The sequence below is a fragment of the Mesorhizobium opportunistum WSM2075 genome (genome assembly GCF_000176035.2).
Lineage (GTDB): Bacteria > Pseudomonadota > Alphaproteobacteria > Rhizobiales > Rhizobiaceae > Mesorhizobium > Mesorhizobium opportunistum.
Genome location: NC_015675.1, coordinates 6,523,066 through 6,549,602, shown reverse-complemented (window position 1 = coordinate 6,549,602; position 26,537 = coordinate 6,523,066). Strand labels below are relative to the sequence as shown.

8 protein-coding genes, 15 pseudogenes and 1 other annotated feature are annotated in these 26,537 nt (G+C 57.8%); of the genes and pseudogenes, 10 read left to right on the top strand and 13 right to left on the bottom strand.

All coding sequences use genetic code 11. The features are described from left to right. Positions 1–345: 345 nt before the first annotated feature. The 4 genes and pseudogenes from MESOP_RS31390 to MESOP_RS36910 all read right to left on the bottom strand — a co-directional run bounded on the left by MESOP_RS31390 (position 346) and on the right by MESOP_RS36910 (position 5,612). Positions 346–2,178 (bottom strand): CocE/NonD family hydrolase, encoded by a 1,833-nt coding sequence (locus tag MESOP_RS31390; RefSeq protein ID WP_280739560.1) that lies wholly within the window; start codon positions 2,176–2,178, stop codon positions 346–348. 805 nt (positions 2,179–2,983) lie between these two features. Further along, positions 2,984–3,166, bottom strand: a complete 183-nt coding sequence (locus MESOP_RS34450) for a hypothetical protein (protein ID WP_013533473.1) — start codon at positions 3,164–3,166, stop codon at positions 2,984–2,986. A 320-nt stretch (positions 3,167–3,486) separates the two neighbouring features. Further along, positions 3,487–4,617 (bottom strand): annotated as a pseudogene (locus MESOP_RS31385) (IS110 family RNA-guided transposase). A 629-nt stretch (positions 4,618–5,246) separates the two neighbouring features. Then, positions 5,247–5,612 (bottom strand): hypothetical protein, encoded by a 366-nt coding sequence (locus tag MESOP_RS36910; RefSeq protein ID WP_420845286.1) that lies wholly within the window; start codon positions 5,610–5,612, stop codon positions 5,247–5,249. A 275-nt stretch (positions 5,613–5,887) separates the two neighbouring features. Here MESOP_RS36910 and MESOP_RS31380 point away from each other — a divergent pair. After that, a pseudogene (locus MESOP_RS31380) lies at positions 5,888–6,658 on the top strand (IS110 family RNA-guided transposase); the annotation flags it as partial. Between the two features lie 384 nt (positions 6,659–7,042). On the opposite strand, the pseudogene MESOP_RS35425 reads toward MESOP_RS31380, so the two are convergent. Continuing rightward, a pseudogene (locus tag MESOP_RS35425) lies at positions 7,043–7,309 on the bottom strand (transposase); the annotation flags it as partial. On the opposite strand from MESOP_RS35425, the pseudogene MESOP_RS31375 reads away from it, so the two are divergent. Continuing rightward, positions 7,286–8,248: pseudogene (locus MESOP_RS31375) on the top strand (IS110 family RNA-guided transposase). The pseudogenes MESOP_RS35425 and MESOP_RS31375 sit on opposite strands and share 24 nt — an antisense overlap. A 392-nt stretch (positions 8,249–8,640) precedes the next feature. Here MESOP_RS31375 and MESOP_RS36905 read toward each other — a convergent pair. Next, positions 8,641–9,810 (bottom strand): annotated as a pseudogene (locus MESOP_RS36905) (IS110 family RNA-guided transposase); the annotation flags it as partial. Between the two features lie 496 nt (positions 9,811–10,306). After that, a pseudogene (locus MESOP_RS34440) lies at positions 10,307–10,958 on the bottom strand (IS3 family transposase); the annotation flags it as partial. Further along, positions 10,668–10,783: a sequence feature (AL1L pseudoknot), on the bottom strand. Its footprint overlaps the pseudogene before it by 116 nt. A gap of 348 nt (positions 10,959–11,306) precedes the next feature. On the opposite strand from MESOP_RS34440, the gene MESOP_RS31360 reads away from it, so the two are divergent. Continuing rightward, positions 11,307–13,988 carry an AMP-binding protein gene (locus tag MESOP_RS31360; RefSeq protein ID WP_013533471.1) on the top strand — a complete coding sequence of 894 codons (2,682 nt, stop codon included), beginning with the start codon at positions 11,307–11,309 and terminating at the stop codon, positions 13,986–13,988. Positions 13,989–14,696: 708 nt separating this feature from the next. Here MESOP_RS31360 and MESOP_RS31355 read toward each other — a convergent pair. Further along, positions 14,697–15,338 (bottom strand): annotated as a pseudogene (locus MESOP_RS31355) (amino acid ABC transporter ATP-binding protein); the annotation flags it as partial. Between MESOP_RS31355 and MESOP_RS36455 the strand changes: the two are divergent. The 4 genes and pseudogenes from MESOP_RS36455 to MESOP_RS31340 all read left to right on the top strand — a co-directional run. Further along, positions 15,273–15,553: pseudogene (locus tag MESOP_RS36455) on the top strand (integrase core domain-containing protein); the annotation flags it as partial. The pseudogenes MESOP_RS31355 and MESOP_RS36455 overlap by 66 nt on opposite strands. Positions 15,554–15,895: 342 nt before the next feature. After that, entirely contained in the window at positions 15,896–17,152 is a 1,257-nt protein-coding gene (gene ectB / locus MESOP_RS31350) for a diaminobutyrate--2-oxoglutarate transaminase (protein WP_013533470.1), read from the top strand. Beyond that, complete coding sequence (locus tag MESOP_RS31345) at positions 17,145–17,984, top strand: 2OG-Fe(II)-dependent halogenase WelO5 family protein (RefSeq protein ID WP_013533469.1); 840 nt, start codon at positions 17,145–17,147, stop codon at positions 17,982–17,984. Before ectB ends, MESOP_RS31345 begins: the two co-directional genes overlap by 8 nt. Before the next feature lie 173 nt (positions 17,985–18,157). Further along, entirely contained in the window at positions 18,158–19,087 is a 930-nt protein-coding gene (locus tag MESOP_RS31340) for a 2-oxoglutarate and iron-dependent oxygenase domain-containing protein (RefSeq protein ID WP_013533468.1), read from the top strand. Between the two features lie 395 nt (positions 19,088–19,482). Here MESOP_RS31340 and MESOP_RS31335 read toward each other — a convergent pair. The 3 pseudogenes from MESOP_RS31335 to MESOP_RS34425 all read right to left on the bottom strand — a co-directional run. After that, positions 19,483–20,289, bottom strand: a pseudogene (locus tag MESOP_RS31335) (IS5 family transposase); the annotation flags it as partial. A gap of 72 nt (positions 20,290–20,361) precedes the next feature. Beyond that, positions 20,362–21,348: pseudogene (locus MESOP_RS31330) on the bottom strand (IS110 family RNA-guided transposase). Positions 21,349–21,531: 183 nt separating this feature from the next. Beyond that, positions 21,532–22,182, bottom strand: a pseudogene (locus MESOP_RS34425) (IS110 family RNA-guided transposase); the annotation flags it as partial. 15 nt (positions 22,183–22,197) lie between these two features. On the opposite strand from MESOP_RS34425, the pseudogene MESOP_RS36450 reads away from it, so the two are divergent. After that, positions 22,198–22,398, top strand: a pseudogene (locus tag MESOP_RS36450) (IS110 family RNA-guided transposase); the annotation flags it as partial. A gap of 273 nt (positions 22,399–22,671) precedes the next feature. Here the strand turns inward: MESOP_RS36450 and MESOP_RS31315 are convergent. After that, positions 22,672–22,960: pseudogene (locus tag MESOP_RS31315) on the bottom strand (integrase core domain-containing protein); the annotation flags it as partial. 14 nt (positions 22,961–22,974) lie between these two features. On the opposite strand from MESOP_RS31315, the pseudogene MESOP_RS34420 reads away from it, so the two are divergent. Together MESOP_RS34420 and MESOP_RS31310 are read left to right on the top strand one after the other, a co-directional pair. Then, positions 22,975–23,218 (top strand): annotated as a pseudogene (locus MESOP_RS34420) (IS110 family transposase); the annotation flags it as partial. Positions 23,219–23,463: 245 nt separating this feature from the next. Next, a complete protein-coding gene (locus MESOP_RS31310) occupies positions 23,464–24,750 on the top strand; it encodes an ATP-grasp domain-containing protein (protein WP_013533467.1) in 1,287 nt (428 codons plus the stop codon). A gap of 6 nt (positions 24,751–24,756) precedes the next feature. On the opposite strand, the pseudogene MESOP_RS34415 reads toward MESOP_RS31310, so the two are convergent. After that, a pseudogene (locus tag MESOP_RS34415) lies at positions 24,757–25,238 on the bottom strand (integrase core domain-containing protein); the annotation flags it as partial. Positions 25,239–26,537 lie beyond the last annotated feature (1,299 nt).

The window sequence follows — 26,537 nt, the reverse complement described above, 5'->3', positions numbered from 1 at the left end:
CGGCTCCCGCCGGCAAGGGAAAAGGTCTCGTCCATAGCAAACACAGGGTACGCACGCAGGCGGCCCTCACCGTCCTCAACACGAGCTTCTGATCCAGGCGGAAGACCCGAACATTATCTACAGGGTCATCGAAGCGATGCCTCACGGCCCTACGCACGTCTGCGGTCTTCACCGGATGCGTACGGCAGAAACCTCATTGTTCAGAAACACGCCGAATGATGGTGTAGGCGGCGCATCACCTTTTTTACGACAGAATGCGCAAATTACTTCAAGGCCGCAGGGCATGAACCGGATAAACGTGCTCTGGTCCGCGGTCCCGCCACTGCCGTTAATATGCGCTATTGGTCAATGTTGAGACGGGATTATGGGCAGGATCACACAGGATTCGAGCCCTGGCTGGTGAAAAACGCGCTGGTGCGCAACTATCGGTTCAGTCTCTTGGAATGGGTTTGCAGTCCCACCATTCAGATTGCGATCGTACTGCGTGAACCACGAACTCATGACTTCGATACCGATTCGGTGGCCTGGAAGGAACCGATTCCCGGTTGCGTCCATTGAGAACTCGAAGAGGGTTGGCTCGTGCGGCTCTAGGAGGCGAGGGCTAGCGAGAGAATCGCGGTATCGGGCACGCAGGACGCCACGAGTCAGGAACCTAGCCGAACCATCGGGATAGAGGTCAACAAGACGGACATGCCAGTCTGTATCCCGCGCCGATGACGACGCATACAGCCTCATAGTCACCCAACCGACAACATCCAACGGGGCCGTGAGCACTTCACTCGTATAACACAGGACGCCCTCGCATCCTCGAATCGCTCGATCATCCACGGGCCCTGCTTCCAAGCGCCACAGCATGCGAGGCGATTCACGAGGGTCGTAAACGTAGGAATCTGCTTCCTCGGCGCTCGTTGGAGGGCTCCACGAAAGCTGTCCGTCGCTCCGAGCATCATCATTCTGCGGGGCTCGGAGGTACAAGGACGTGTACTCAGTGGTCACGAGTGGCCAATCGTCCATCGCCCACCACTCGTTGGCGCCCGCTACAAACACCCTTACTAATGACTCCTTGCTCAATTGATTCTGTTTGCCTTTGAGCCAATGGTCGTAGAACTGCAGGATGTAGTCATCGAGGCTAACCACAGCTGACGGGCCAAAATCAAGTCCTGATAGGGTGGTCGTCTTGTTTACTCGGTGTGCCCATGGCCCGATGACCAATCGTTGCCCGCGCCTAGCACTCTCTGTGAGTCCCTGATCGCGCATTCGCTCAAAATTAAGTGGAGAGCCGGGAAAGTTCATGTCCCACCACCCGGTAATACTAAGCGCTGGGACGGCCATTCGTTCATAGCGCTCATAGGAGCCGGCGGCCCAGAAGCCGTCGTAGGTGGGATGTTCAAGCCACTCCCGCCACCAGTCTATTGATGCTCCGGCCATCTCCGGAAGGCAGCTGGAAGGGATGGCCTCGAAATACTCCTGCTGTTGCGACCATATCTCGCTGAAGTCGGTGACTTGCCAGCTGCGATCTCCCATACCGACAGCCCATTCTCCGAATGATATGAGCAGCGCACCATTAAAGATTGGCTCATTCCGCCACAGCGACCCCGGCGGCGAAACGATAGGAACTATGGCGCGCAAATGTGGTGGAGCCTCAGATGCGGCGTACCACTGCGTTTGACCGACATACGACGTACCATGCATGCCGACATTTCCATCGCACCACTCCTGTCGAGCGATCCATTCGATGGTGTCGTAGCCGTCGATGGCCTCATTGAAGTACGGCTTGAATTTCCCGCCGGAGTTGAAGCGGCCTCGAACATCGACTACTATCACGACGTAGCCGTTCTCAACAAGTTTCCGGTAGAACTCCGCACTCCAAGAGCGCTGGTTTGTCTTGTCGTATGGCGTTCTGATCAGAATCGCAGGCGAAGCACGTCCAAGGGCTCCGTCCGCACAGATCAGGTCAGCAGCCAACTCGACCCCATCGCGCATCGGGACACGCAGATTGTGCACCGTTCTTATGGTCACTGTCTCGGAACTTTGGGGCGACGCTGCCGGCCACCTAAATCCGCGAATGATCCGTCGCTCCACTGCTTCTTCCACTTCATTCATCCTTCTTGGGCTCGACTTGGGCACACCCAGCACCTGGCGGAACACGCGTAGGACGTTGGCGTCTTGCCGACACATTTCGGGCATTGCGAGCATCATGTCTGCTTGGGTCGCCACGATATGTGGATTTGGTTGCGAATATCCTCCCACATGTTCAGAAGTAAAGTGGATCGAGAATCCGGCTACTAGCGATGTAATGACGACTTCATCGAAGGAGGCGAGGAACGCGAAGAGGGCGCTGGCCGAACCCCAGCGGCAGCGTCATCCTCAAAAACGTCTGCAGCGGCCCAGCCCGCATGCTCATGACGTTCGCAAGAGCCGCCGAGACGATTACGACGACGTAGGCGAGCGCGCCGGACCCTCAACTCGTCCGAAGGGCTGATGCGCGTCGGCATCGCACCCACGGAGATCGCCGATCCCTCCTGAATTAAACGTCTGCGGTTAAAGTCCGAAAATTCAATTATTGTACGATTAGGTCAAATACTATTTGCATATATCTGCCATCTAGACATTAGATGGACGCTGAAGCTTGCAATGGGCTGATGTGATAGACGACCTCCCATGCGGGATCGCTCGGTCCGATCTTAGCTTGTGGGGTCACACAAGCGACAGCTGTCCCGAGGAACCCAGCGCGTGCCACTGGGTCTGGAAAGCGTCAGGCACCTCCCTAGTGCACGAGGCGAGCAATCGGCAAATAGGATGGTTGCGATGAATTTGCGCCAGCCGTTCGTCGATCTCGCCAAGGCGCGTGTTTAGTTTGTTCAGTTCGCCGTCCTGACCAATCAGAGTATCGAGGCAAAGCAGGCTTCAATGGGCATGGCCTCGCGGATCTCTTCGAAAGCAATCGCAATGTTATCGACGCGTTGCCGCCCCTGCGGGATGATCAGACCGTATTCCGCCAGATGAGCTTGGATCGCGCACGCCACCATTGTCCGCTGCCGCGCACCAGAAGGACGCAGGCCGGTTGCAACATCAGGAATGCCTGATCCTGCTCGGACTTGAGTCGGACCAAACCAAATGCCAGCTCGAGAGACAGCCTCACAGATTGCAGCAGCATCCGCAGCATTGTTCTTCCGTAGGGCTCACATGAGGAGCTTTGGGTCAAGCAAGCTTATCAGGGTGCCATCTGCAGGTCTCCTGCGCTGTTTCGGCATCCAAGGTCTGAGCCCGTTAAGGAGGCGGCTCCATATCGAGCACGCTCAAACTCACATTCGGTCGCCGCTCAAGGCGGCTGCACCATTATCCCGCATGCAGCGGACAGGGCTCAGGAAGACGAGACCATTCTTAACTTCGGCATTTCGGGCCATACCCTACGCCGGTTCGTCCACCCGGATCCGCAGGAATGATCAGGTCCTGGTAGGTTGCTTAGTTTCGCAAAAGCTATCGTCATACGCTGTTCGTCGCGGCGCCTTCGATCAGCACACCGGCGGTCACATATTTCCAGAGCGCGACCAATAATTTTCGCGCTAACGCGACGATCATCGGCTTCTTGAGACGACCGCCATTCCGGCTCACCCGTTCATAGAACCACCGACTGAGTTCCGAGGCCGGCTGGTGCCGCGGCCACAGCCATGCCAGTTCCACGAGCGTGGCTCGTAGCCTCGGATTGCCGGCTTTCGACACGCCCTGTTCGTGAGCGATTGATCCACTCTGCCACGGTGTGGGGGCCAAGCCCGCATAAGCGGCAATCTGGCGCCGATTGTCGAAGTGACGGAAGAGTCCTTCCGACCACAGGGCCCCGGCGAAGCCAGGGCCGACCCCTTTTAGCTCCAGCAACATGGCCACCCGCGCCGACGCGGCGGCGCGCTCTGCGGCAAGCAGGGCATTCCGCTCCGCCTTCACCACATCGATCTGCTTATTCAGCAGTTCCAGGAGGTCCAGTTCACGGCAAGCCACTGCTTTCAAATGCGTTGGCAACGGTCGCCCATCGCCGGTTCGCAGTTCCTCTAGCCGCTGGTGCCGATCATGGCGCCGTGGCTCGTAGTCGACGATCCCTTGTGCGAACAACAGTCCCTTGAGACGAATTGACGTGCCGTATGCGCTCGTTGATGAGCGTCTTGAGCTCGCGGCAGAGGCGGCGGCGGTCCTCCTCCTCAGGGGTGGGCACCCTGACCATCGCACACACCCGAGGCTCGCCTCGCTTGTACGCCAATAACGCGCGAACCAGCGCCTCGCCATCGATCTTGTCGGTCTTCGCCCGCCGGCGTCGGCGTGAGGTTGCGATCGAAGCGGGATCGACGATGTGGCTTTCGAAGCCTTCCTTCTCCAGGACCCGATGAATCCAGAAGCCGTCCAATCCGGCCTCCTGAATGAATATGATCGAAAAGTGCCGCCCTGTTCGCACCCGCGCCTTCTCCTGGAGTTGGCTAAAGCGCGCGAGGAGCGCTGCAACATCTGCGCCAGAGACGGTATGCTTCGACATTTTCTCTCCACCGCCTGGCGACGGCGAAGTGATCAGCCAGATCGATCGACTGAGTTCCAACGAAACGAAAATCGCGCCCCAAGATCGGTGCGGATAGGGGTCGGTGTTTCGGGTCATTCTGCTGCATCTTGCATGGTCGCCTCCAGAGAGTGAAATTCAGCAACCTCACTCTGCAGAGCGCTGGCCGCTATCCACCTCCTCATAGGATCTTAACGTGTAGGACGGTGGAATGACCGCACGATCTGGTGATTGTCGCGCAGCGCGATAGCTGCCTCGATCGGCCTTTGGGTATAGGAACAGCTTGGCCAAGATTTCGCGCAACCGAATGGTCCATAATTCCTTGCCGATGATTCTCGTTGTAAGGACAGCGCGAGTTCCTGGAGACGTGGGTGTCCCAAAATTTGCCTTGAAGCCCAAACGGCCGTCCAAAGAAGGCCCGAAGCTGCTACCGCTCCGGCCCTCGCGTACTGAGCCGCAAATACTCCGCCTCTCGACATCCGCTGCGGCATAGCGGTGGGTCGTGGCGACCGGCGGCACGGATCGCTGTGTTTGGCGAACCCGAGAATGTGCTCTTCCAACGTTCTGATTTCTTGCTCAATGCGTGCGCGGACAGCCAGCAACGCTGAGACAGCCCCTTCCAGCCCAAGCTCTCCCGCGCAGAGCTCGCGAACGGATTCCTCATATTTCCTTCCGCTGACCTTCCCGACAATCCTGCCAAATGTCTTCAAAAGCCCACGTATCTTTGTTCCGAGATCGCGGCGCATGTTGACCAGCTGGGCACGGGAGGAAAGCAAGGTCCGCACACGATGGCTGTCGAGGCTCTTGACCGCACTTTCTTATACCAGCCGCTCCGAATAAGCTGGGCTAAGCCGTAGGCATCATTGTCATCCGTCTTGTTCAGCTGAACCGACAATGCCGCCTTCGCATGCCTGGCATCAAGGCAGACGACAGGAAGGCCGTTTTCCCGGAGTGCGTGCCAATGCCATGTGCACAACGGTCCTGTTTCCAGGCCAATCTTTACAACTGATGGTGCATGTTTGCGAATGGCTTCAGTCAAAGCTTCCGGTGTTGAGGCAACCTTGCCAGCCACACCACGGCGCCGGCTTCGTCAAGAACGCATACCGACGTCAGGTCGAGGGAACATCCAGACCAACAAAGTGCTTCGTCATTCCATTTCTCCACATGGCGAGATCAAACGTCAGCAGTTTAGCTGAGTGCTCGATGCTCCGCGATCACGCCATGTAATCGCGGAAGCGAGTCGCCCTGAAACCAATCAATAGTCTTGGAGAGCGGCTGTTCCCCGATAGGATGGAGATACGGGCTCACGACTGGACGCCGGGCCCAAGCATCGAATGGAGAACAGCCATGGAAGAATATATCGGTCTCGATGTGTCGATGAAAGAGACGGCAGTCTCGATCCGCCGAGCAGGTCAACGGATCTGGCGCGGCAAGTGCGCATCTGATCCCAGCATCATCGCCGAGCTCATCCGCAAGCGGGCGCCAGCCGTGAAACGCGTGGTGTTCGAGACCGGACCGCTGTCGGTATGGTTCTATCATTCACTGCGCACCGAGGGGTTGCCGGCGATCTGCATCGATGCGCGCCATGCTAAGGCGGCGCTCGATATGGCGGCGAACAAGACGGACGCTAACGACGCCGATGGTCTGGCGCAGCTCGCGGAAGTCGGGTTCTTTCGTGAGGTCCGCGTGAAGGGATTCGACAGCATGCTGACTCGCACGCTTGTCGCAGCGCGCACCCGGTTGGTCCGAATCACTACCAAGCTTTCCAACCAGATCCGCGGTGTCATGAAAACCTTTGGTCTGCTCGTTCCCGCCGGAAAGGGAAGCACCATCGAGAAGAACGTCCGGAGCCTTCTTGCCGATCAGGACGGACTTGCATCGATCGTGCTTCCGATGCTGGAAGCCTGGCGTGGCATTCGCATCCGCGCCGCCGAACTCGGACGGCAGTTGGTCCGGGACGCGCGCCAGAGTCAGGCTTGCCGCATCCTCATGTCGATTCCCGGCATCGGTGCGATCACCGCAACCTCCTTTACCACAGCCATTGAGGAGCCGGACAACTTCAGGAAATCCCGATCGGTTGGCGCGTGGATCGGCCTGACGACATGCAAACCGCGGTCTCTTTCACCGATACATCCAGTGCACAATAGTGTTTCATGCTGCGCTTCTCCGTTTCCTGCGGTCGAGGCTGTTGAAAGACATGACCTCGTTCCCATCAGCCAGAAGCGCAGCACCACAATCCACAAGGGTCAATGGTAAGCCTGCAAAGCCAAATATCCCATCTAATCGCAATGTTGATGACAAGTATCTGCACGTCTTAACACGCGTGTGCCGGGTGCAGGGTTGTCTTCGCGGTCGACATTAGCCGCCGCATGATGGAGCTTCGCGGGTCGAGCCTTCAATGTGGACGACGCACTTTGCTGAGTCAGCGGTGCAACCCATCAGCGGAATGGCTCGGCTCACGTCCCGGCAGGGACACCTTAAGCGTTTGAACGCTATCCGGATTTATGCGGCTGCTCCAGCATTCGGATTAAAGATCTCGCCGGTCTTAAGCAACGTATGCTTATAACCGCCAGTTTGCGGGCTACGGCAACGGCGGCTCGTTTGAAGCCGATCCTCTCCCGGAGCTGCAGACCCCACGTGCGCAGAGTGCTGTCGGTTGAGCTGCGCGTCAGAATGACCGCCGCCGCTTCGTAGAGAAGCCCCCGCAAATGGCGATCGCCACGTCGGGATATATGGCCGTCATTAATCGACTTCTCCGGATTGGTAGCGGCCATCATTGATGAAACAGGAAAAATTTGCCGCGAAACAAAGGTTACTACTCACCCCGATGATTTGATCTCGGTGATAAAGGACCCGAAGTGGCAGATTGAGCGGATCGGTCTTGAAGCCGGACCACTGTCGCAATGGCTTTACGAGGGACTTGCCAAGGCAGGACTGCCCGTGATCTGCATTGAGACCAGGCATGCCAAGGCATTTGAAAGCTCAACCGAATAAGACCGACCGTAACGATGCCCGTGGGATAGCCCAGATGATGCGCGTCAATCTCTATCGGCCTGTGCATGTGAAGACCCTGACGAGCCAGAAGCACTGGGCATTGCTGACAGCGCGCAAACTCTTGCAGGGAAAAGCCATCGCCATCGAGAATGACATTCGCGGATTGTTGCGCAATTTCGGCCTGAAAGTCGGATTGGTTGGAAAGGTTAAATTCGAGGAGCGGATCAATGGTCTCGTCGAAGACAGGCCTGAGCGACATCATGCAGCCTTTGTTGACTGGGCGCAAATTGCTGCGCCAAGAGTTCACCAAGCTGCACAAGAAGGTCTTGGATTTGGTCCGTGAGGATGAAGTCTGCCGCCGGTTAACGACGATCCCCGGCGTCGGGCCCGTTGTCGCTCTGACCTATACGGCAACCATCGATATACCTGCGCGGTTTGCACATTCAAAGGCAGTTGGTTCGGTGCTCGGCATGACGCCGTATCCTGTTGTGGTGACGCGATGATGCGATCCCTGCTTTAGCAGCGCAGGTCCTGCTGGCTAATGTCAAGAAATGATCTTGGCTAAAAGCCTGGGCGGTGAATATCGCCAAACACCGCGGCAGGCAAAAGGCGGTTGTAGCTTTGGCCCGACGGCTTGCGGTGATCATGCATCGCATGTGGAGTGACGGAACCGAATTCTGCTGGACACGGGAGAGCTTGCCTGTTGCTGCGTAATTAGCAACCAGGATAGCGAGAGCCAAAGGAGACAATAAGATTCCGCCGCCGGTGGAAAGAGTCCTTCGCAGGACGATGGATGGGGCGAGTTCGCATGGTTGCTGTTGCGGTCTCATGTTGCGATCAGGTCGCCGATTAGATTGTTCCGCCCCATTCTTCTGGTCCCATAATGGGAGGGCCACAAAGGCCGATCCCGTCTCAGGGGATCTGAACCATGATGCAGAATGCGCATCGGTAGGCGAAGCTCCGGGGCGGCGGGCCCATTCTACGTCCGCGGTCTGAGGACCATGTGTAGCTTCGGGTTGCCGCCACCTCGGATCATCATCGGCAGACCGTCTGCGGGCCAGCCAATTGGGTGTGCGTTGCTCTCCTCTTCCCACGTGTTCCCACCACGCCGCACGCAAACTGACGCCCTGTGGCGCCTCGCCCGTGGTGACGAGGCGCCACAGCGCAATCAGAAGCTTGCGCGCCAGCGCCACGATCATTGTCTTGCGCGTGGCCTTGCGGCCGTCCGCCGTGCGCGCCTGGAACCATCGGGCCAGCGCACCGTCCTTCTGGAAGAGGAGAAAGCGCCAGCCCAGTTGGATCACGCCATGCCGCACGCGGGCACTGCCGGCGCGTGCAAGCCCCTTCTCGCGCCGGCGTTTGCCGCTCTCGTCGAGCGAACCCGTGAGTCCGGCATAGCGCGCCACCGCGCGGCGATCACGCAATCGGCGCGACAGGATCTTGTGGACCAGCATGTCCGCCGTCTCTACACCCACGCCGATGACTCGTGCGATGAGGCGCACCATCGCATGCGGGCCTTCTGGTGCAGCCGGAGCCGCGGCGAGCCTACGCAGGCGGTCGCCCTCGATTGTGCGGATCTGCGCACGCAGGAGGTCGAGCCGCTCAAGCAAGCGGTGCAACTCGGCGCGGGTGTTGTCCGGCAGCGGCGTTCCCTCCGCTATGCGGATGGCGATGAGCCTGTCGGCCGCATTGCGCAGACTCAAGCGGAAGCTGCGAATGCCGAAGCGGGCGAGAATCGCCTTGATGCGGTTGACGAGCCGCGTCTGCTCACCAACCAAGGTCTGTCGCTCGCGGTTCGGCCGCCGCGCGTCCTCTTCTTCGAGCGTCGGAAGCGCCGCCATACTGCAATGGCGCTTCTCGCCACGCAGCCGGCCGAGAAAGGCGCGCATCAAAAGCTCCGTGTCGAGCCTATCTGTCTTGGCACGCCGGTGCTCACGCGACACCGAAACGCTGGCAGGGTGGATGGGGCATAGGCCTCGATGTCGCGCGCCCGGCAGCCAGCGCGCCAGCCAAAAGCCGTCGCCGGCCGCCTCCTAGGCGACGGCGATCCGCTTGATCGTATGCCCGGCCTGGGCCGGCTTCGCCGCGCCAGCGCTGCATCAGCTTCAACAATGATGGCGCGTCGGCAGCAATGGTATCTTTAGCGGCTGGCGCTTGAATCCCGGAACAAGCGCGGCAATCAGCCACTTCGCCTTGCTCATTTCGATGACGGCGACGATCGTGTTATCCTGTTCGAGAGCGGTAAGGGACCGGCTTGCGTCAAAAGACTGTGGCATGGGGCGCCTCCTTCTGAAGAGTTGCTTCTAACAGCGCCGAAAGATGCCACACCCTCGCCGCTTGCCCCACATCTACGCCCTGGGACACGATCACTACTTCACTGCCGCATGACATGGACTCACATTAAAGTCCGCCGCTCTAGCTCAAGCAATTGTGGCTTCCGCCTAGATTCCTCGTTCATACGCTGGACATTCCACGACTGGGGAGGTTGCCGGTCGCAGTCCTTGTCCTTGCGTCCCGCAAGTCCATGCCGCTGCCATGGTCTGGCTGTGTTCTCCCCATGGCTCCCTGCAGGCGACCTACATGTACGCCCAAATTCGGATGCCGCCGACATACGTCTCCGGCGACCTCATCAGCATTTCGCCTCAGCCCTCGGCCTCAATTCCCTTTACCTGCGGGCTACGTGACCCTGCCAGTTGACGCCAGGTCACCGCCGCTTGGGCTCTTGCCCCATCACAGCAGAGCAGAGCATTCTTCAAATCCTCCTTTCTCGATGCCGGGACGGGGCGCACCGTAGGTGAAGTCGGAGACCCACAGCATGTTCGGCGCCTGGGCATGGAACTGGCGGTTGACGTGATCGAGAGGGCATGGCGCCGCCTTGTCGCTCACTGTGGCGCGGATCGGCTTGCCGCGGATGATGCCTTCGACGCCCATGGCCTTCATCAGGCGGGCAACCGTGCAGCGGGCGACGTCGAAGCCCTCGCGTTGCAACTGCCGCCAGACCTTGCGAACGCCGTAGACGCGGAAGTTAGCCTCGAACACACGTCGGACCTCATCGTTCAAAGCCTCATCCCGCTTCGTCCGAGCCGACACCGGGAGGGATCGATGCGCGTGGCGACATGGTCGTGGTAGTCGACGGGGTGATCGGCAGCACATTGCAGATCGGCTCGATCCCATGCGCCTCGCGGTGATCGTCGTGAACGCGATCATGGTCTGAACCGGCGGTCGAGCTCAGCCTGGGCAAAACACGCGGAAGCCTTGCGAAGGATCTCGTTGGCCTGGCGAAGCTCGCGGTCCAAAGCCTTGAGTCAGCCACTGTCGCGTTCGGCCTTCACCCAGTCATGCAGCGTCTGCGCCGTACGGCCAATGTTGGCGGCGATCGACGAGACCGCCGCCCACCGCGAGGCATGCTCTGATCCAGAACCAGCCGAACCGCGCGGGTCCGGACCTCGGGAGAGAACTTGTTAGTCGTCTTGCTTGCCGTGGCTCGACTTTCTCAGGAAGTTGGAGCCTCCGATCAACCCGGGGCGGTTCAGAACGGTCCCGAAGCCGCCGCAGCGTGAGAAGCGTCACCCTACCAGCTTTGACAGTTCCTGAAAAAGCTCAACATGCTATGTTTCAGGTCCAGTCAGCGACCAAAGGGCACAACTCGCTGGGTCACGCGAAGCTAGACAAATGAGATTGGCCGCGCTCAGGCAAGTGCGGAGTGCGATGTGTCCTAGTTGCTTCCTGAAAACCGCAGGCGGAAGACGAAGACCATGAGGGAGACCATACGATGCAGATTCTGATACCGACCCTCTCGGGTCCGCGCCGGCCGGTACGTTTTGGCCACGACAAAATCGGAAATGTTATCGCCACGACTTTGGAAAAATTTGCGTCGAACACCGCTGTTCATACGAGCGAGAATGGCGAGATAAGTTACCAGGAGTTGGGGATGTCCGCGTCGAGTCTTGTGCGGCGTTTCGAGGCCATCGGCCTCCAGCCTGGCGATGCGGTGATTGTCAAGCTCCCCCGATCAGTTGATTTGGTCACGGTCATTCTTGCTACCCAAATGATGGGCGTTGCGTTCGTGCCTGTTGATCCATCTGAATCCAACCAGCGGTTGGACCCCATACTCCGCAACACAAACGCCAATGCAATCGTTAGTCAGGATGCAAGCGGTTCCATCCACGTTGAGCACCTTCTGACACGCGGTGTCAGCAACTCGGCGTTCTCGGACATCTCATACATCATGCATACCTCCGGGACCACGGGAACCCCGAAAGGGGTACCAGTTTCCCAGACGGCTCTTCTGAATCTGGTCGACTGGTATATCGATATGCTCGATTTGTCGGAGGGCATCCGCATATCGCAGCTTACGCGGCCAACGTTCGATCTCTCGGTCCCCGAGTTCTTTGTCCCATTTGCGACCGGAGGGACAATTGTCTTGCCCGCTACAGAACTCCGTGGACAGATTATGCAGACAATCGAATTCCTAATCCAAAGCAAAACGAATGTTGTTCAGATCGTTCCAACACTGCTGCGTCGCTTCTTGGGAGCACTTGAGCGTCTTCCCTACATAGTAGAACAGTTAACGGATCTCAGATATGTGATCTGCAACGGTGAATCCTTGCCAGATTCACTTAGGAAGAGATTCTACTCTATCATTCCACGGGCGAATCTAATAAACAGCTACGGCCCCACTGAGTGTTGCGTTGCCGTTAGCTATCACTATTGCCAACGTTGTGATGCTGATCTGCCAATGTACATCGGCAAACCCGCATGCAACATTGACTTCTTTGTTCTTGACAGCGCCAAATCCGGCGTTGGGTTTGAAGTCGAGGGCGAGCTCTGGGTGGGAGGCATGCAGACGTCCAAAGGCTACGTGGGTGACGATGCCCAATCGCAGCTGCGCTTCGTGCCATTCATTACGTCCAACGGTGAACAAGTGCTGTATCGTACTGGAGACTATGTCTTGGCGTCGGAAGAGCAGGGATTGCGGTTTGTCGGAAGGAAGGATGATCAGATTAAGTTTCGAGGGATCCGACTGGAGAAAGGGGAAATTACGAGCGCGATCGATCGGACGGGCCTATGCGCAGATTCCGCGGTTGTCGTAGTGGATAGAGATGACGACATGGGGCAGGAGTTGGTCTGCATCGTCACGCCCACGAGCGTCGACGTGGATGATGTTCGCCGGCGGCTCTCGGATGCACTGCCGAATGATCGTGTTCCGAGGCTCGTTACGCCTCTTGTCGAGCTTCCTTTTACCGCCAATGGAAAACTGGACCAGCGCACCCTTGAGAGAACTGCCAAGGAGGCGCTCAGGGCGAACGTGAGTTGTGCTGCACCCCAAACAGAACATGCAACGGCGTCACCGTTGGACCACTTGCTGAGAGCGGTACACGCCGTCACGCGAAAATGGGTATTACCCAGCTCGATAGCTCGGGAGTGCAACATTGATTCGCTGAACTTCCTCGAGATACAGGTCAAGTTGGCCGAAACCGGCCTTATGTTCTGCGACGACGTCTATCGAGAGCAAGACTTGTCGCTTGAGGAGTGGGCAAGGCGAATCCAACCAGTCGATCGCAGCGGATCTCAAGCGGGCGCCAGAGGCAAGAGCGGACAGGCTGCCGAATTTAGGGACGAGCTCGCGCGGATTATCGGATACATTGAGTCACTGACACCCAGCACGATTGTGCTGCATTCGTCGCTTGTGGCATTGAGGAATGTAACTGCGAATGAGATAGCATCCATTCTTCTTGAAGGGATAGAGCGCGTCTCCGCGTCGTCCACGGTTATTCTTCCAGCGTTCACATTAAGCTACTGCGCTACGCGGTATTTTCATTGGACGAAGACAAAGTCTGAAACAGGAGTGTTGGCCGACCTTGTGATGCGAGAGCTTCCCGCTGGGCGCACCAAACATCCCGCTTATTCAATGGTCGTGACCGGCCCGAGAGCGCACGAATTGTGCCAGACGGAATGGTGGAGATGCAGTCCGTTCGGTGATGACTCGATATTTGGGTTGATCAGCCGGCTCGGAGGCCTTGTCATGGGCCTCGGTACGTCAGATGCCACGCATGTGCACCGCTGCGAACTGTTGGCTCACGTGCCTTATATGAAAACGATCGATATCGAGGGTGTCTTAGACTTCGGGACGGGGCCGTTTAACGGCTCATCATCAATCTATGTCCGCGATGTCGTGGGAAGGCCGGAATACAGATTTCTTTCGCGCAATGTCGCCCGTGACGTTCATGAATTGAAGGAGGTCACACGTGAGTTCGCGCTGGGTGGAACCTACGCGAGGCTCGTCAGCGTGAGAGACATGGAGTCCATTTGGGTTCCCGCCATGCGCAATGAGCCATATGGCTTCCTCTGGGAAGAGCGCAGGAGCGAAGCGCAACGCGCATATCCCATGGAGAAGTTGCCGAAGAACTATCCAACCCTTGTAAACTCATCTGATTCGGAAGCTTCAAAATGACTGCGCACATATTGGCCTGGTCGAACTTGGCCAAATGCGGCTCAGAAATTTACTATTACGGTCAGAGCTACTCGACATAGTCGGGCGGGGTAGGCAGTGCCTCCTATGTCGAACAAAAGTAACCGGCCGGTTACCCTTCGTCAAAACCTGAAAACGGACTATGCCTCGATCGTCATCCTCTCAGACGCCGACACCATCCTGGCCTTGCTTCGACGATTATGGTGAGGTCCACCCGCACTCCGGCCTCAAGTTCCGCTCACCTCGCGAGTTCTTGCGCCTCAGTGCCTAAACCCAACCGCCGCGTCTCCGGTGAAAATGGGGCCCACTCCACGGTGCAGACGAGAAAGTCGTCTTGTCATTGCTGCCATCCGGGCTAGGTCGTTGTTCCCCTTTCCGCTTCAAGGCGTGGACTTTTGACAATGAAGCGCCGCATGAATGAACTCGTGGTCTCCTGGTGCAGAAGTCAAGGATTGGAAGTGACGCGTTCCCGTGCTTATCGGAAGAATGATCAGGCATCGGTCGAGCAGAAGAACGGTGCCATCGTTCGTCGCCTGGTCGGCTATGCAGGTTCGTTGCGTGCGGAAGTGTATTGGCCCATCCCGAGGTGGCGGAGGTCGACAAGGAGCTGTTGCGCCACGCTCGACCGGCAGTGCTGGCTGACAATAGCGAACAGCATCACCGGTTCGCCGTTGCGAGCATACCCGCACCTCAGTGCGACAAAATCTGATGGAGGAAGAGTTTTGTTCTTTCGTGCTGAGGCTTGGTGAAGAAGTCGTGCGGCTTGCCTTCCTCGACGATCCGGCCTGCATCCATGAAGATGACGCGATCGGCGACGGAGCGCGCGAAACCCATCTCGTGGGTGACGCAGACCATCGCCATGCCCTCGCGCGCGAGACTGGTCATGGTCTCGAGCACCTCAGCGACCATCTCCGGATCGAGAGACGAGGTCGGCTCGTCGAAAAGCATGACCGCAGGCTCCATGCAGAGCGAGCGGGCAATTGCGACGCGCTGCTGTTGTCCTCCGGAGAGTTGACCAGGGAATTTGTTCGCCTGCTCGGGTATGCGTACGCGCTCGAGGAATTTTAGCGCGATCTTCTTTGCCTCGGCCTCGGACATACTCTTAATCCACACAGGCGCTGCCATGCAGATCATCAGCACCGTCATATGCGGGAAGAGATTGAAGTGCTGGAACACCATGCCGACGTTCGTACGAACCTCAGTCAGGTCGCGCATTTTGTTATGCAACCGGATCCCATTGACAGTGATCTCGCCCTCTTGGTGCGCCTCGAGAGCTTCAACGGCCGATTGCGCGATGAACTGCTCAACGAGACACTGTTTACCTCGCTGGCTCAGGCACGCGTAGCCATCGCCCTATGGCACGCCGACTACAACACCGCGCGGCCGCACTCCCAAATCGCTTGGCAGACAGCGGCCGAGTTCGCCAGCACTTCAACCCGCGACGGTCGCTCGCGCTGCGCTATGCCAAAGGCTCCGCGCCAGCGCCCGTCGCTTCACCCGCCCAGCAGGGCACAACCCACGCCGGAAACGAACTCAAAACTGGATAGAAACTGGGGGCAACGTCAGTCGGACGACTCCTATGGTTTTGGTCGGCCGAATTCTCGCAGGGGCGATGGGGCTGATCCGTCAACTACTCGATGCCGTAGTATCGGTGCTTGCCTGGAAAATCTATATGTTGTCCACCGCATTTCCCCTAGGTACCAGCTCTGGAACAACGCAATAATGGGGGTATTTTGAAGAGAGAGAGCCACACCAATTAGCATTCCGGCGAAGTACCGGCCCAAAAAAAGTCGATCCGACGATTCTGGTGTCAATGTGAAGAACATTTACCACGATCAGAAAGTTTTATCACTCTCCCCGTGAATGATCTCCGTGCAGAGGACCTAAAGATGAACATCAACGCTTTCACGGCTCATGAATCCAATGTTCGCCGATATTGTCGGGCCTTTCCCGCAGTCTTTACGAAGGCCCTGGGGGCGACGATCTGGGACGAGACCGGCAAGCCTCACATCGATTTCCTTGTGGGTTCCGGCGCACTCAACTACGGACACAACAACCCGAATATTATGGGACCAGCAATTGAATATCTTGTCGGTGAGAACATTGTCCTGTCGCTTGATATGCATACGGTGGCAAAGCGTGACTTCATTGAAGCCTTTGTCGATTCGATCCTGAAGCCAAGGGGCCTTTGCTACAAGATACAGTTTCCGGGGCCAACCGGCACGAACGCCAACGAAGCGGCGCTGGCCCTTGCGCGAAAGTATACCGGCCGCTCGAGCGTCATGGCATTCACCAATGCTTTCCACGGTATGTCCCTCGGCTCGCTGGCGGTGTCCGGGTCGGCGTCTACCAGAGAACTGGGAGGCGTTGCGCGCCACGATGTGATTCGTATCCCTTATGACGGCTATCCGAGCCAAGCGTTCGATTCCGCCAATTACATTGATTGCGTTTTGAGCGACCCAGGGAGCGGCATAGAAAAGCCGGCCGCAATCATTCTGGAGACCATCCAGGCAGAAGGGGGCATGAACGCCGCATCCGCGGCTTGGCTCATAGAAATTCAGCGCATTTGCCGCAAGCACGGCATTGTTTTTATCGTCGACGATATCCAGGCGGGTGCGGGCCGAACAGGCGATTTCTTTTCCTTCGAGTTCGCGAAAATTGAACCCGATATCGTGTGCCTTTCCAAGTCACTGAGCGGTTCAGGTAGTCCGTTCTCAATTGTCCTTATTCGCCCCGATATAGACATATGGAAGCCCGGAGAACATAGCGGGACCTTCAGAGGCAATAATTTCGCCTTCGTGACGGCAGGGGCCATGTCCAAAATGTGGTCGGACAGCCGGTTTACTGCAGGCGTGGAGCAGACAGCGGCCAAACTGCAGGGGCACCTTGACGGCCTCGTCGCGAAATTTCCCAGATACATTGAACAAAAACGCGGCCGCGGCCTGATGGCTGGCCTCAAGTGCCGTTCACCGGCCGTTGTTGGCCGCGTGCACGATGTCGCGTTCGAAAACGGTCTGCTTATCGAATCTTCAGGGCCAGTTCGCGACGTTATCAAAATTCTCCCGCCGATAACCATCACCAATGTCGAACTCGATAACGGCATTGCCATTCTTGATCACGCACTAAAGGAGCAAGACAATGCGTAGTAAGGCCCCTCAAGCGCCGGCCATCTCGCCTGTTTCCATCATAAAGCGGATCGGCTCGATCAGCACTGCGGACATCATCTCAGTCCTGAAAGGCGAGACGACCGCTCTGCACGTTAAGCAGGCTTTCAGTACTGAAGTAGCCGAGGAGATCAGCGCAAACTTCAGTGTCAGTACCGGTCTCAAGCAGCGAAAAGATGGAGTGCCAGGAGACTATGTCGGCGCATCCCACTACAGGAAGGATGCAGCCACCTATTTCGCCGAGGCCGAAAATGCACGACCGTACGTCGAGGCCCTGTTTAAGAATTTGGTTGACCCGGTCCGAGCAATATTCAGCGCATTGAAGCGCGAGCTTCACAATCAGGGCATTGAATTGCGACTGGCCCGTTCAGAACACGGTCAGGCCAATGTTTGTCGTGCTATCAGCTGGTCTGGGAGCGGCACATTTTCATTGGACCCCCACGACGATGTCGCTCAAGTCCTATGTGCTGGGAGCGGTTATGAGCTCTCATCGGTGGCGCACAACACTGTCGCAGCACTCAACTTTTATCCCAGCATGCCCGAGGAAGGTGGCAATCTGCGGCTCTGGAGCCATAAGCCGACCGTCGCGGACCGAAAGTTGCAGGGTGTAGAGGCCACGGGTTATCCCTATTCGGCAGCTTATCTAAAAACCGTTCCTTGTCGCGAGTTCCAGCTTAAGGCCGGGGACATCGCCCTGATCGACGGCGGCTTCGTTCACGGGGTCACCGGTCAATCAGGCAACGGAAAGCCTCGCCTAGTGCTGAACAGCTTTTTCGGGTTCGCACGGGCGGATCTTGTTCTCTGGTGGACATGAAAAGCTATGGCGGAGGCCACATCCTTTGAAGATGAGGTGCGGCGTCTGCAGGATGAGGACCTGCTTGTGACGGCACAGTGTTTAAGCAACGGCAGATACCTCGCGGAGGAGGGCGCCCACTACTGGGTTTTCCAAGTGACCCATAAAGCCAATGCGCGAACGGAGAAGCAGCTATGATCACGCTACCGCAAATCTCACTGACAAAATTGACAGCCGATGCAACGCGACACGAAGAGCGCGAGCGCCTGCGCCTGGCATGCGAGGAGTACGGGTTCTTCTACCTTGAGCACGGCATCCCGAAAGAACAGATTACAGAAGCCATCCAGGCTTCCCGGCGGTTCTTCGCGTTGCCACAATCGACAAAGGAACGTTTCGGCCACGCCGCCCAAGACGTGTACCCCACTACCGCCCGTGGATACAGTCCCTTGCACGGCGAGGTGCTACATCCCGAGGCTGGTCCCGATCCGAAGGAAATGTTCGACCTCGGGATAGAGAACGAAGGTGACCGGCGCCTGTTTGCCGGACGCACACACCTTCCGGATGACGCGTTGGCTCCTGGTTTTGCCCGAAGCCTGCTTGCTTTGCAGGCTACCGTGGTCAATGAGGTTGTGCCGAAGCTCGGAAGCGCGCTGGCCGACCTGCTCGAAATGGAAGAGGGCTGGTTCCGACGCCATTTCAGCCCGCCGACCGTCCTGCAGCGCGTGATCCGGTATCCGTCTACTGGTGGCACAGCCGGAAAGCATACCGACAATGGGTTCTTCACGCTGCTGCTGCAGGAAGAACTCCCGACGCGCTCCTTGCAGGTCTGGTTCGGGGGGCGCTGGGTGCCGGCACCGAGCTTGCCCGACAGTCTCGTTGTCAATCTGGGCGACATGCTTCAGGCCTTGAGCGAAGACCGCTTTAAGAGCACGCCCCATCAGGTCGTGCACACCGGTCCGGCCGAACGAATTTCCCTTCCCTTCTTTATCTATCCGGACATCGACGCTCGCCTAACTTCCCGGCAAGGGAAGCAAACCTTTAGCGTTGCGGAAGTGATGTTACGCAACTTTGACTCGATCTGGGAAACTCGGAACGGCGCTGGGCGGGCGCGAGAGTTGCAGTAGATAGTTCGGGCTTTGTCAAGCTACGCAAATACGGCGACGACGCGCCGCACCTCGGCGAGGTGCGCTGAGAGAACTCTCCCTACCGGGCTCTGTCGAGCTCTGCGACCTTGTCGAACACCAACACTAGATGTTTATATGGGTTGTCTGCTCTATTTGGCGTGGTGAGGTCAAACACCTTCTGACCATCCGCACCAATGGTCATTGATGTCTTCGCAGTATCGCGCTTCTCTCCGGGCTCGGCCTTTGTGGCCCTCCCATTATGGGCCTGTTGCGCAGTAGCGGAGGGATGTTTGAAGGGATCGGATTGCAGGGATTTCGCTCGTAATCTTGAGCTCTAGCGCCTTGGTGGGGTTTTGGCGGCGGTGCGGCCTCTTACGGCCGGATTGTAGGCGCACCTATCCCGTGATGGCGGCCCATCCGCGCATGTTGAATGCGGTCGCCGCCATCGTCAGCTGGGCGGTCGCCTTGGCCAGCCCGACATAACGGATCGCGGTCAGCTTCATGCGGTTTTTGAGCGTGGCAAAGGTAGTCTCGACCGTCGCGCGGCGTCTTGCGATCAGGCGATTGTAGTGCTTGAGCAGCGGCGGCAACTGCGGATGATGCTTGTTGGGGCGGCGCGCAATGCGCACCTTCTTGCCCTCGGCCTTGAGCCGGGCGCGGCGAGCAGGGGTGTCGTAAGCGGCGTCCGCCCACACCGTCTTCTCGTCTCCGCAGATCAAGGCATCGGCCATCACCGTGTCGTTGACGTTGGCTAGTGTGGTGATCACCGTGCGGATCAGGCCAGAGCCCTCATCCACCCCGACATGAGCCTTGTAGCCGAAGGTGAAGCCGCCCTTGCCCTGCCGCACGGTGCCACGGGCGTCCGCTTCCTTTGAGGTCCGCTCGTCCGTCGGCGGCAATGAGACCGCATTGATCAGCGTGGCATCCAGCATCGTGCCACGCTTCAGGATAACGCCGGCCTTCTCCAACTGCCGGTCCAGTTCACCAAACAACTTATCAAGCAGACCTTCGCCGACAAGCAGATTGCGAAAGCGCGAAAGCACCGTGTGATCGGGAATGCTCTCCTCCAGCCCGAGCCCGACAAAGCGCCGGAACGACAGCCGGTCGCCAAGCGCCTCTTCCAACTCACGGTCCGAAAGTCCGTACAGCGACTGCAGTAAAAGCGCCTTGAACAGGACCAGCGGTGGCCAAGCCGCCCGACCCTGCGAAGGACAACTTTCCACCGACGGCGGAATCTTATTGTCTCCTTTGGCTCTCGCTATCCTGGTTGCTAATTACGCAGCAACAGGCAAGCTCTCCCGTGTCCAGCAGAATTCGGTCCCGTCACCCCACATGCGATGCATGATCACCGCAAGCCGTCGGGCCAAAGCTACAACCGCCTTTTGCCTGCCGCGGTGTTTGGCGATATTCACCGCCCAGGCTTTTAGCCAAGATCATTTCTTGACATTAGCCAGCAGGACCTGCGCTGCTAAAGCAGGGATCGCATCATCGCGTCACCACAACAGGATACGGCGTCATGCCGAGCACCGAACCAACTGCCTTTGAATGTGCAAACCGCGCAGGTATATCGATGGTTGCCGTATAGGTCAGAGCGACAACGGGCCCGACGCCGGGGATCGTCGTTAACCGGCGGCAGACTTCATCCTCACGGACCAAATCCAAGACCTTCTTGTGCAGCTTGGTGAACTCTTGGCGCAGCAATTTGCGCCCAGTCAACAAAGGCTGCATGATGTCGCTCAGGCCTGTCTTCGACGAGACCATTGATCCGCTCCTCGAATTTAACCTTTCCAACCAATCCGACTTTCAGGCCGAAATTGCGCAACAATCCGCGAATGTCATTCTCGATGGCGATGGCTTTTCCCTGCAAGAGTTTGCGCGCTGTCAGCAATGCCCAGTGCTTCTGGCTCGTCAGGGTCTTCACATGCACAGGCCGATAGAGATTGACGCGCATCATCTGGGCTATCCCACGGGCATCGTTACGGTCGGTCTTATTCGGTTGAGCTTTCAAATGCCTTGGCATGCCTGGTCTCAATGCAGATCACGGGCAGTCCTGCCTTGGCAAGTCCCTCGTAAAGCCATTGCGACAGTGGTCCGGCTTCAAGACCGATCCGCTCAATCTGCCACTTCGGGTCCTTTATCACCGAGATCAAATCATCGGGGTGAGTAGTAACCTTTGTTTCGCGGCAAATTGTTCCTGTTTCATCAATGATGCAAACCGCGGTCTCTTCCACCGATACATCCAGTGCACAATAGTGTTTCATGCTGCGCTTCTCCCTTTCCTGCGGTCGAGGCTGCTGAAAGACGTGACCTCGTTCCCATCAGCCAGAAGCGCAGCACCGCACTCAGCTGAGCCAGCGGTGCAACCCATCAGCGGAATGGCTCTGTCCACGCCCCGGCAGGGACGTCTCGGCGCGCTCAGAGACTGAACGCGATCCTTAAAGCCGTCATGCTGTCGCGCCAGCGGTCCTGTCGAAGAACTCGCCGGTCTTGAGCATCGCATGCATTGTCACCGCCAGTTTGCGGGCTACGGCAACGGCGGCTCGTTTGAAGCCTATCCTCTCTCGGAGTTTTAGACCCCATGTTCGCAGGCTGCTGTCGGCGCAGCTGCGGGACCGTCGCAGCTTCGTAGAGAAGCCCCCGCAAATGACGATCGCCCCGCCGGGATATGTGGCCATCATAGTCGACCTCTCCCGATTGGTATCGTCGGGTAGTCAGGCCAAGCCAGGCGCCGACGGAGCGAGATTTCTTGAAGTTGTCCGGCTCCTCAACGGCGGTCACGAACGAAGTCGCGGTGATTGCGCCGACACCGGGGATCGCTCGGCTTTGACGCGCACCAGCGACAAGCTGACGCCCGAGTTCCGCGGCCCGAACGCGCATGTTGCGCCAGGCTTCCAGCCTCGGCAGCACGATAGGAGGCCGTCCTGGTCGACAAGGAGATTGCGGACATTCCTCTCGAACGTGCTTCCTTTGCCGGCGGGAACAAGCAGTCCGAATGTCTTCATGAGCCCTCGGATCTGGTTTGAGAGTTCGGTCGTGATCCTGACCAGCCTGGTGCGTGCCGCAACGAGCGCGCGCGTCAGCATGCTGTCGAAGCCTTACGTATTCCCTGCGGTGACGCCATGATGCGAACGCTACTTTATGAAGCCGCTCAAGTCTTGCTGACGGTGATGAAAAAGTGGTCATGGCTGAAAGCTTGGGCGATGAACGTCGCTAAGCGCCGGGGCCGACAAAGAGCGACCGTTGCCCATGCCCTGCACAGAATATGGTCCGATGGCAATGAGTTCCGGTGGGCGCGAGAGGAAGCGACGGCGGTGATAAAGCGGGTCCACCAAACGAAAGGGAGAACATCCGATAACCAGATCCGCCAGGGGCGGATGAATGTCCTTCGCGGGACGGAGGATGAAGAGAGGACGTGCCGGGACTCGTTTCCACCGCGGCAACATGGTGAGAACGCTGTTTATGTTGTCCCCTTCACTCCAACTGATCCCATGCTGGGAGGGCCAACGCGCCGATCCCGAAGAGAAGCACGGCCTCGCGAAAGACATCAAATGCGCGTGGTAGAGGAAGCTTGAAAGCGATTGCCTTCAACACGCCGAATAGAGAAGTCCCGGCATTTGCGGAGCGGATCAAGCTTGAAGCGTTCTGCTGTGCAGCCCATGCCTTGCAAATGAACTCGTAGGGCGTGAGGCCCTTGAGGGTCTTGAGCCTGCGAGCGAAGTTGTACGCAGCGACGAAGTCGGTGAAATGCTGCCGGAGCTGATCGTGGCTCTCATAGTGGAAGCGCTGGACGGTGGCGTCCTCGATGGTCCGGTTCATTCTCTCGACCCGGCCGTTGGTCCATGGGTGCTTTGGCTTTGTGGTTCGATGTTCGATGCGTGTTGTAGCCGATCGATCTGCGGCGCCTGCCGCTATCCACCGATCTTGGCGCGATCTTCGTTTCTTTGGAACTCAGCAAATCGACCTGGTTGATCAGCTCGCTGTCGCCGCGCAGTGGGGAGAAGATGTCGAAACATGCGGTCCGCGGCGGCGATATCACAGGACTGCTGGCACGGCCGAGGGATCGAAAGCCATGTCGTCGACGCCGCCTCTATTGCCACGTCGCGCCGGCGGCGTCGTGCCAAGACCGACAGATCGATGGTGAGGCGTCGTCGCCTTCTCTCACGGAGAACTCGCCGACTCCGGATAGGCGGCCGCCGACCGCTGCTAACCATAACCCTGCAACAGATCCTTCAAACATCTTTACAGTATCTTTGCAACCGCAAGTCGCTGACAATGTTACCTTCACCGCAAGGGTCTGAGGCTCGGTAGGGCACAAGAAGCCGACGCCTATTGACGCTCAGGCAGCCGGACAGCACCCAACGGAGAGTGAACAGCCAATGACAAGAAGAGCGCTCATCCTGGTTGAAGGGCATAATCGTATCGGACTGCTGTATATGAAAGCAGCCCAGCGCCTTGGTCTTCATCCAATCACCCTGTCGGCTGATCCAGCTCGGTACGACTACCTTGCGGCGGAAAGCATCGAGACAATCCGTGTCGATACAAACAGTCTCGATGCGCTGATCTACGAATGCTCCCGGCTGGGTGGGACGTATGACATTGCTGGCATTACGGGCTTTGCGGGCGACGACGAGTCGATCTATGCCACAGTTGGCCAGCTCTGCCGGTATTTCGATTTACCGGGGCCGAACCCCGCATCGATTGAAGGATGCTGCAACAAATTTACTCAACGTCAGCTCCTCGCGGAGGCCGGCGTTCCAATGCCTTCTTATCGCTTGGCAGCGAATGCGGCGGAGGTTGAAAGCGCTGTCGCGCAGATCGGTCTGCCGGTGGTTATCAAGCCAGCCCTAGGCAGCGGAAGCATTGGGGTTCGCTTGTGCCGCAACGTCGATGATCTAGCCGAACATGCGACCTATCTATTGAGCGGGAGGCACCGGTCTTCGCCGCGTATATTGGTCGAAGAATTCGCACAAGGCCCGCACTATAGCGCTGACATAATGGGAAATGAAGTCATTGGGATTGAGGCCGCTGAATTCGGCCCCCCACCGCATTTCATCTTTCGTGAGTACATCCATCCAGCCCCGCTGACTAGTGAGGAGTATAAATGCATCGCCGACCTTTCGCTCAGCTGTTTGCGAGCTCTCGGCCTTGGCTGGGGGCCATCCTTCGTTGAATTCCGGTGGACGAAGCGTGGCCCCGTCGTCATTGAAGTCAATCCGCGCATTGCGGGTGGGGCCAATCCTCAGCTGGTTCAGCTGGCTTACGGCGTCGACCTCGTCACCGAGCACATCAAGCTAACGGTCGGCGAGGGATCGGATTTGCGCAAAAAGTATTCGCATTCTGCGGGCGCGCGGTTCCTGATCGCAGATCGCGATGGCACCCTAGATTGGATCAGTGGCGACTGTCAGGCGGCTGGTTTACCTGGCGTCGCCGAGGTGGAATTGTACGCCAAACCCAAGACACCGATCGTCAGGAAAGGCGACTATCGAGACCGCATCGGACATGTCGTCGCTGCTTCACCCAGCTATTCTGAGACCGAGACGATACTTGAGGGAGCCGTCAACTTAATCAATTGGTCGATCACACCTTTTCCGACCTCCGGCGAACAGGAACAATCTGAAGCCCCTCACCCTCCGCACCAGAGGAGGAAGCTACGCAACGGGTGATCGTCGTCAAAGATTGGTGCACTCGAGACCGGGGAGTTGCAGGTCGAGATGACTTTGTTTGTGTGGTCCCGGCATGAGATGGCGCGGATCGATCTTGAAGATTGACGGGTCTTTCGTCCATGCCCCGCAGATCATGGTAGAGTGTTTTCCATCGCAGAGCCTTGAGGTGCTTGGCGAAGTTGTAGGCGGCGACGAAGGCCACGACATGGGCCTTGAGGCTTTCTAGATCGTCGTAGTGGTAGACCTTGACCGTGGCATCCTCGATTGTCCGGTTCATCCGCTCGGCCTGACCGCTGGTTCAAGGATGGTAGTTTGGTCAGCCGGTGCTCGATCCCATGATGATGCAGACGCGGTCGAAGATGTGCGGCCCAAGGAAGCGTCGGTTGGGACCATCGCGGTTTTGGGCAGTTCGTTCCTGAGGAAGGCCGCGCCTTCCATCTTGCCAGCGCAGTGATGGAACTCGACGTGGTGAACTTAGAGACCTGGTCGGTCGATGGCCAGGAACATGCCAAGCCTGCACGCACATTATTCATGAATTTGGGTATTGCTATAAGCGAGGAAAACGTGAGAGATATTCATCTGACGCGATTGTAAATATAATTGCAGAGCACGCCCCATCAGGTCGTGCACACCGGTCCGGCCGAACGAATTTCCCTTCCCTTCTTTATCTATCCGGACATCGACGCTCGCCTAACTTCCCGGCAAGGGAAGCAAACCTTCAGCGTTACGGAAGTGATGTTACGCAACTTGGACTTGATCTGGGAAACTCGGAATGGCGCCGGGCGGGCGCGAGAGTTGCAGTAGATAGTTCGGTTTGACGAAGAAGGAGATCAGGAATCTTAAGAGGCGGCTGGCGCAATCTTAATGACGGAGTCACAATGGGACTAGATCTCGCCAAGAATGTGCTTCAGACGCGCGGAGGGTGCTCAGATGCGACGCCTTTCAAATGAAAATCACCTGCCTAGTGGTTTGGCAAGTGCCATTGATCAGCCATGTTCCTTATAACTTGGCGGGTGGAACGACCTCCTATACCATCGCCTCACATTGCTCCGCGTCGATACCGACGAAAGAATCGCGGTTGGGGTGATGTGTATCGAGGGTACATGGGGGTCCGACGTTACGACGGGTGCACTCCTTCACTTGGCGCGTCGACGCCATCCAGCCGGATCATGAATGCATGCGATCTATCGAGTTACGTTACTCCGCGGCTCGATCCTTTCGCCCCAGCTCGCCGCAGCGGCCATATTGCGCCGCCTGAGGGCCTGGGCATTGGCGTGAATCCGGATCCTGAAGCGCTCGGCAATCGGCCGCCATTATCAGTTATCTCCCACAACCGCAGCGCTATCTCTCGCGTTTACGAGCTGGACGACCGGAACGATCAAAGGAGCGTCGCCTCGGCAACTACTTCAAGTTTCGAGTGCAGCCCCTCAGTAAGCTCGCCCGACGTTGTCATTTCGCCAACCAGGCTCGCTCCGCATATGCGAGCTGCCCATCGTGCGAACCAGCTCGGACTACACTCTCAACTTTTGGTGTGCACCGTACAGCGAACCGGCATTTATTGAAAGAGAGGTGATCCCCGTTTCGGGGTGTGCTTGAGGCGACCCAATTAGCCAAGGTGAGCAGTGCGGCCGTGCTCGGCCAGCGGTGCGCACCACATGATGCAAGGCATAATCATAGAGCGCTGCGGTGCGATCGTGCCTAGACGGTGTATCATGGTGCGGGTGGCCAAGCGGCATGAGAGCGCGCGCATGCGGTGCGCCTGGATATGGTGCGGTGCGCTCGGCAGG

What these genes read in the sequence shown, in the direction of transcription:
- MESOP_RS31390 (WP_280739560.1), bottom strand. Translation starts at nt 2,178, where the DNA reads ATGTGTCGGCAAGACGCCAACGTCCTACGCGTGTTCCGCCAGGTGCTG.
- MESOP_RS34450 (WP_013533473.1), bottom strand. Translation starts at nt 3,166, where the DNA reads ATGCTGCGGATGCTGCTGCAATCTGTGAGGCTGTCTCTCGAGCTGGCA.
- MESOP_RS31360 (WP_013533471.1), top strand. Translation starts at nt 11,307, where the DNA reads ATGCAGATTCTGATACCGACCCTCTCGGGTCCGCGCCGGCCGGTACGT.
- ectB (WP_013533470.1), top strand. Translation starts at nt 15,896, where the DNA reads ATGAACATCAACGCTTTCACGGCTCATGAATCCAATGTTCGCCGATAT.
- MESOP_RS31345 (WP_013533469.1), top strand. Translation starts at nt 17,145, where the DNA reads ATGCGTAGTAAGGCCCCTCAAGCGCCGGCCATCTCGCCTGTTTCCATC.
- MESOP_RS31340 (WP_013533468.1), top strand. Translation starts at nt 18,158, where the DNA reads ATGATCACGCTACCGCAAATCTCACTGACAAAATTGACAGCCGATGCA.
- MESOP_RS31310 (WP_013533467.1), top strand. Translation starts at nt 23,464, where the DNA reads ATGACAAGAAGAGCGCTCATCCTGGTTGAAGGGCATAATCGTATCGGA.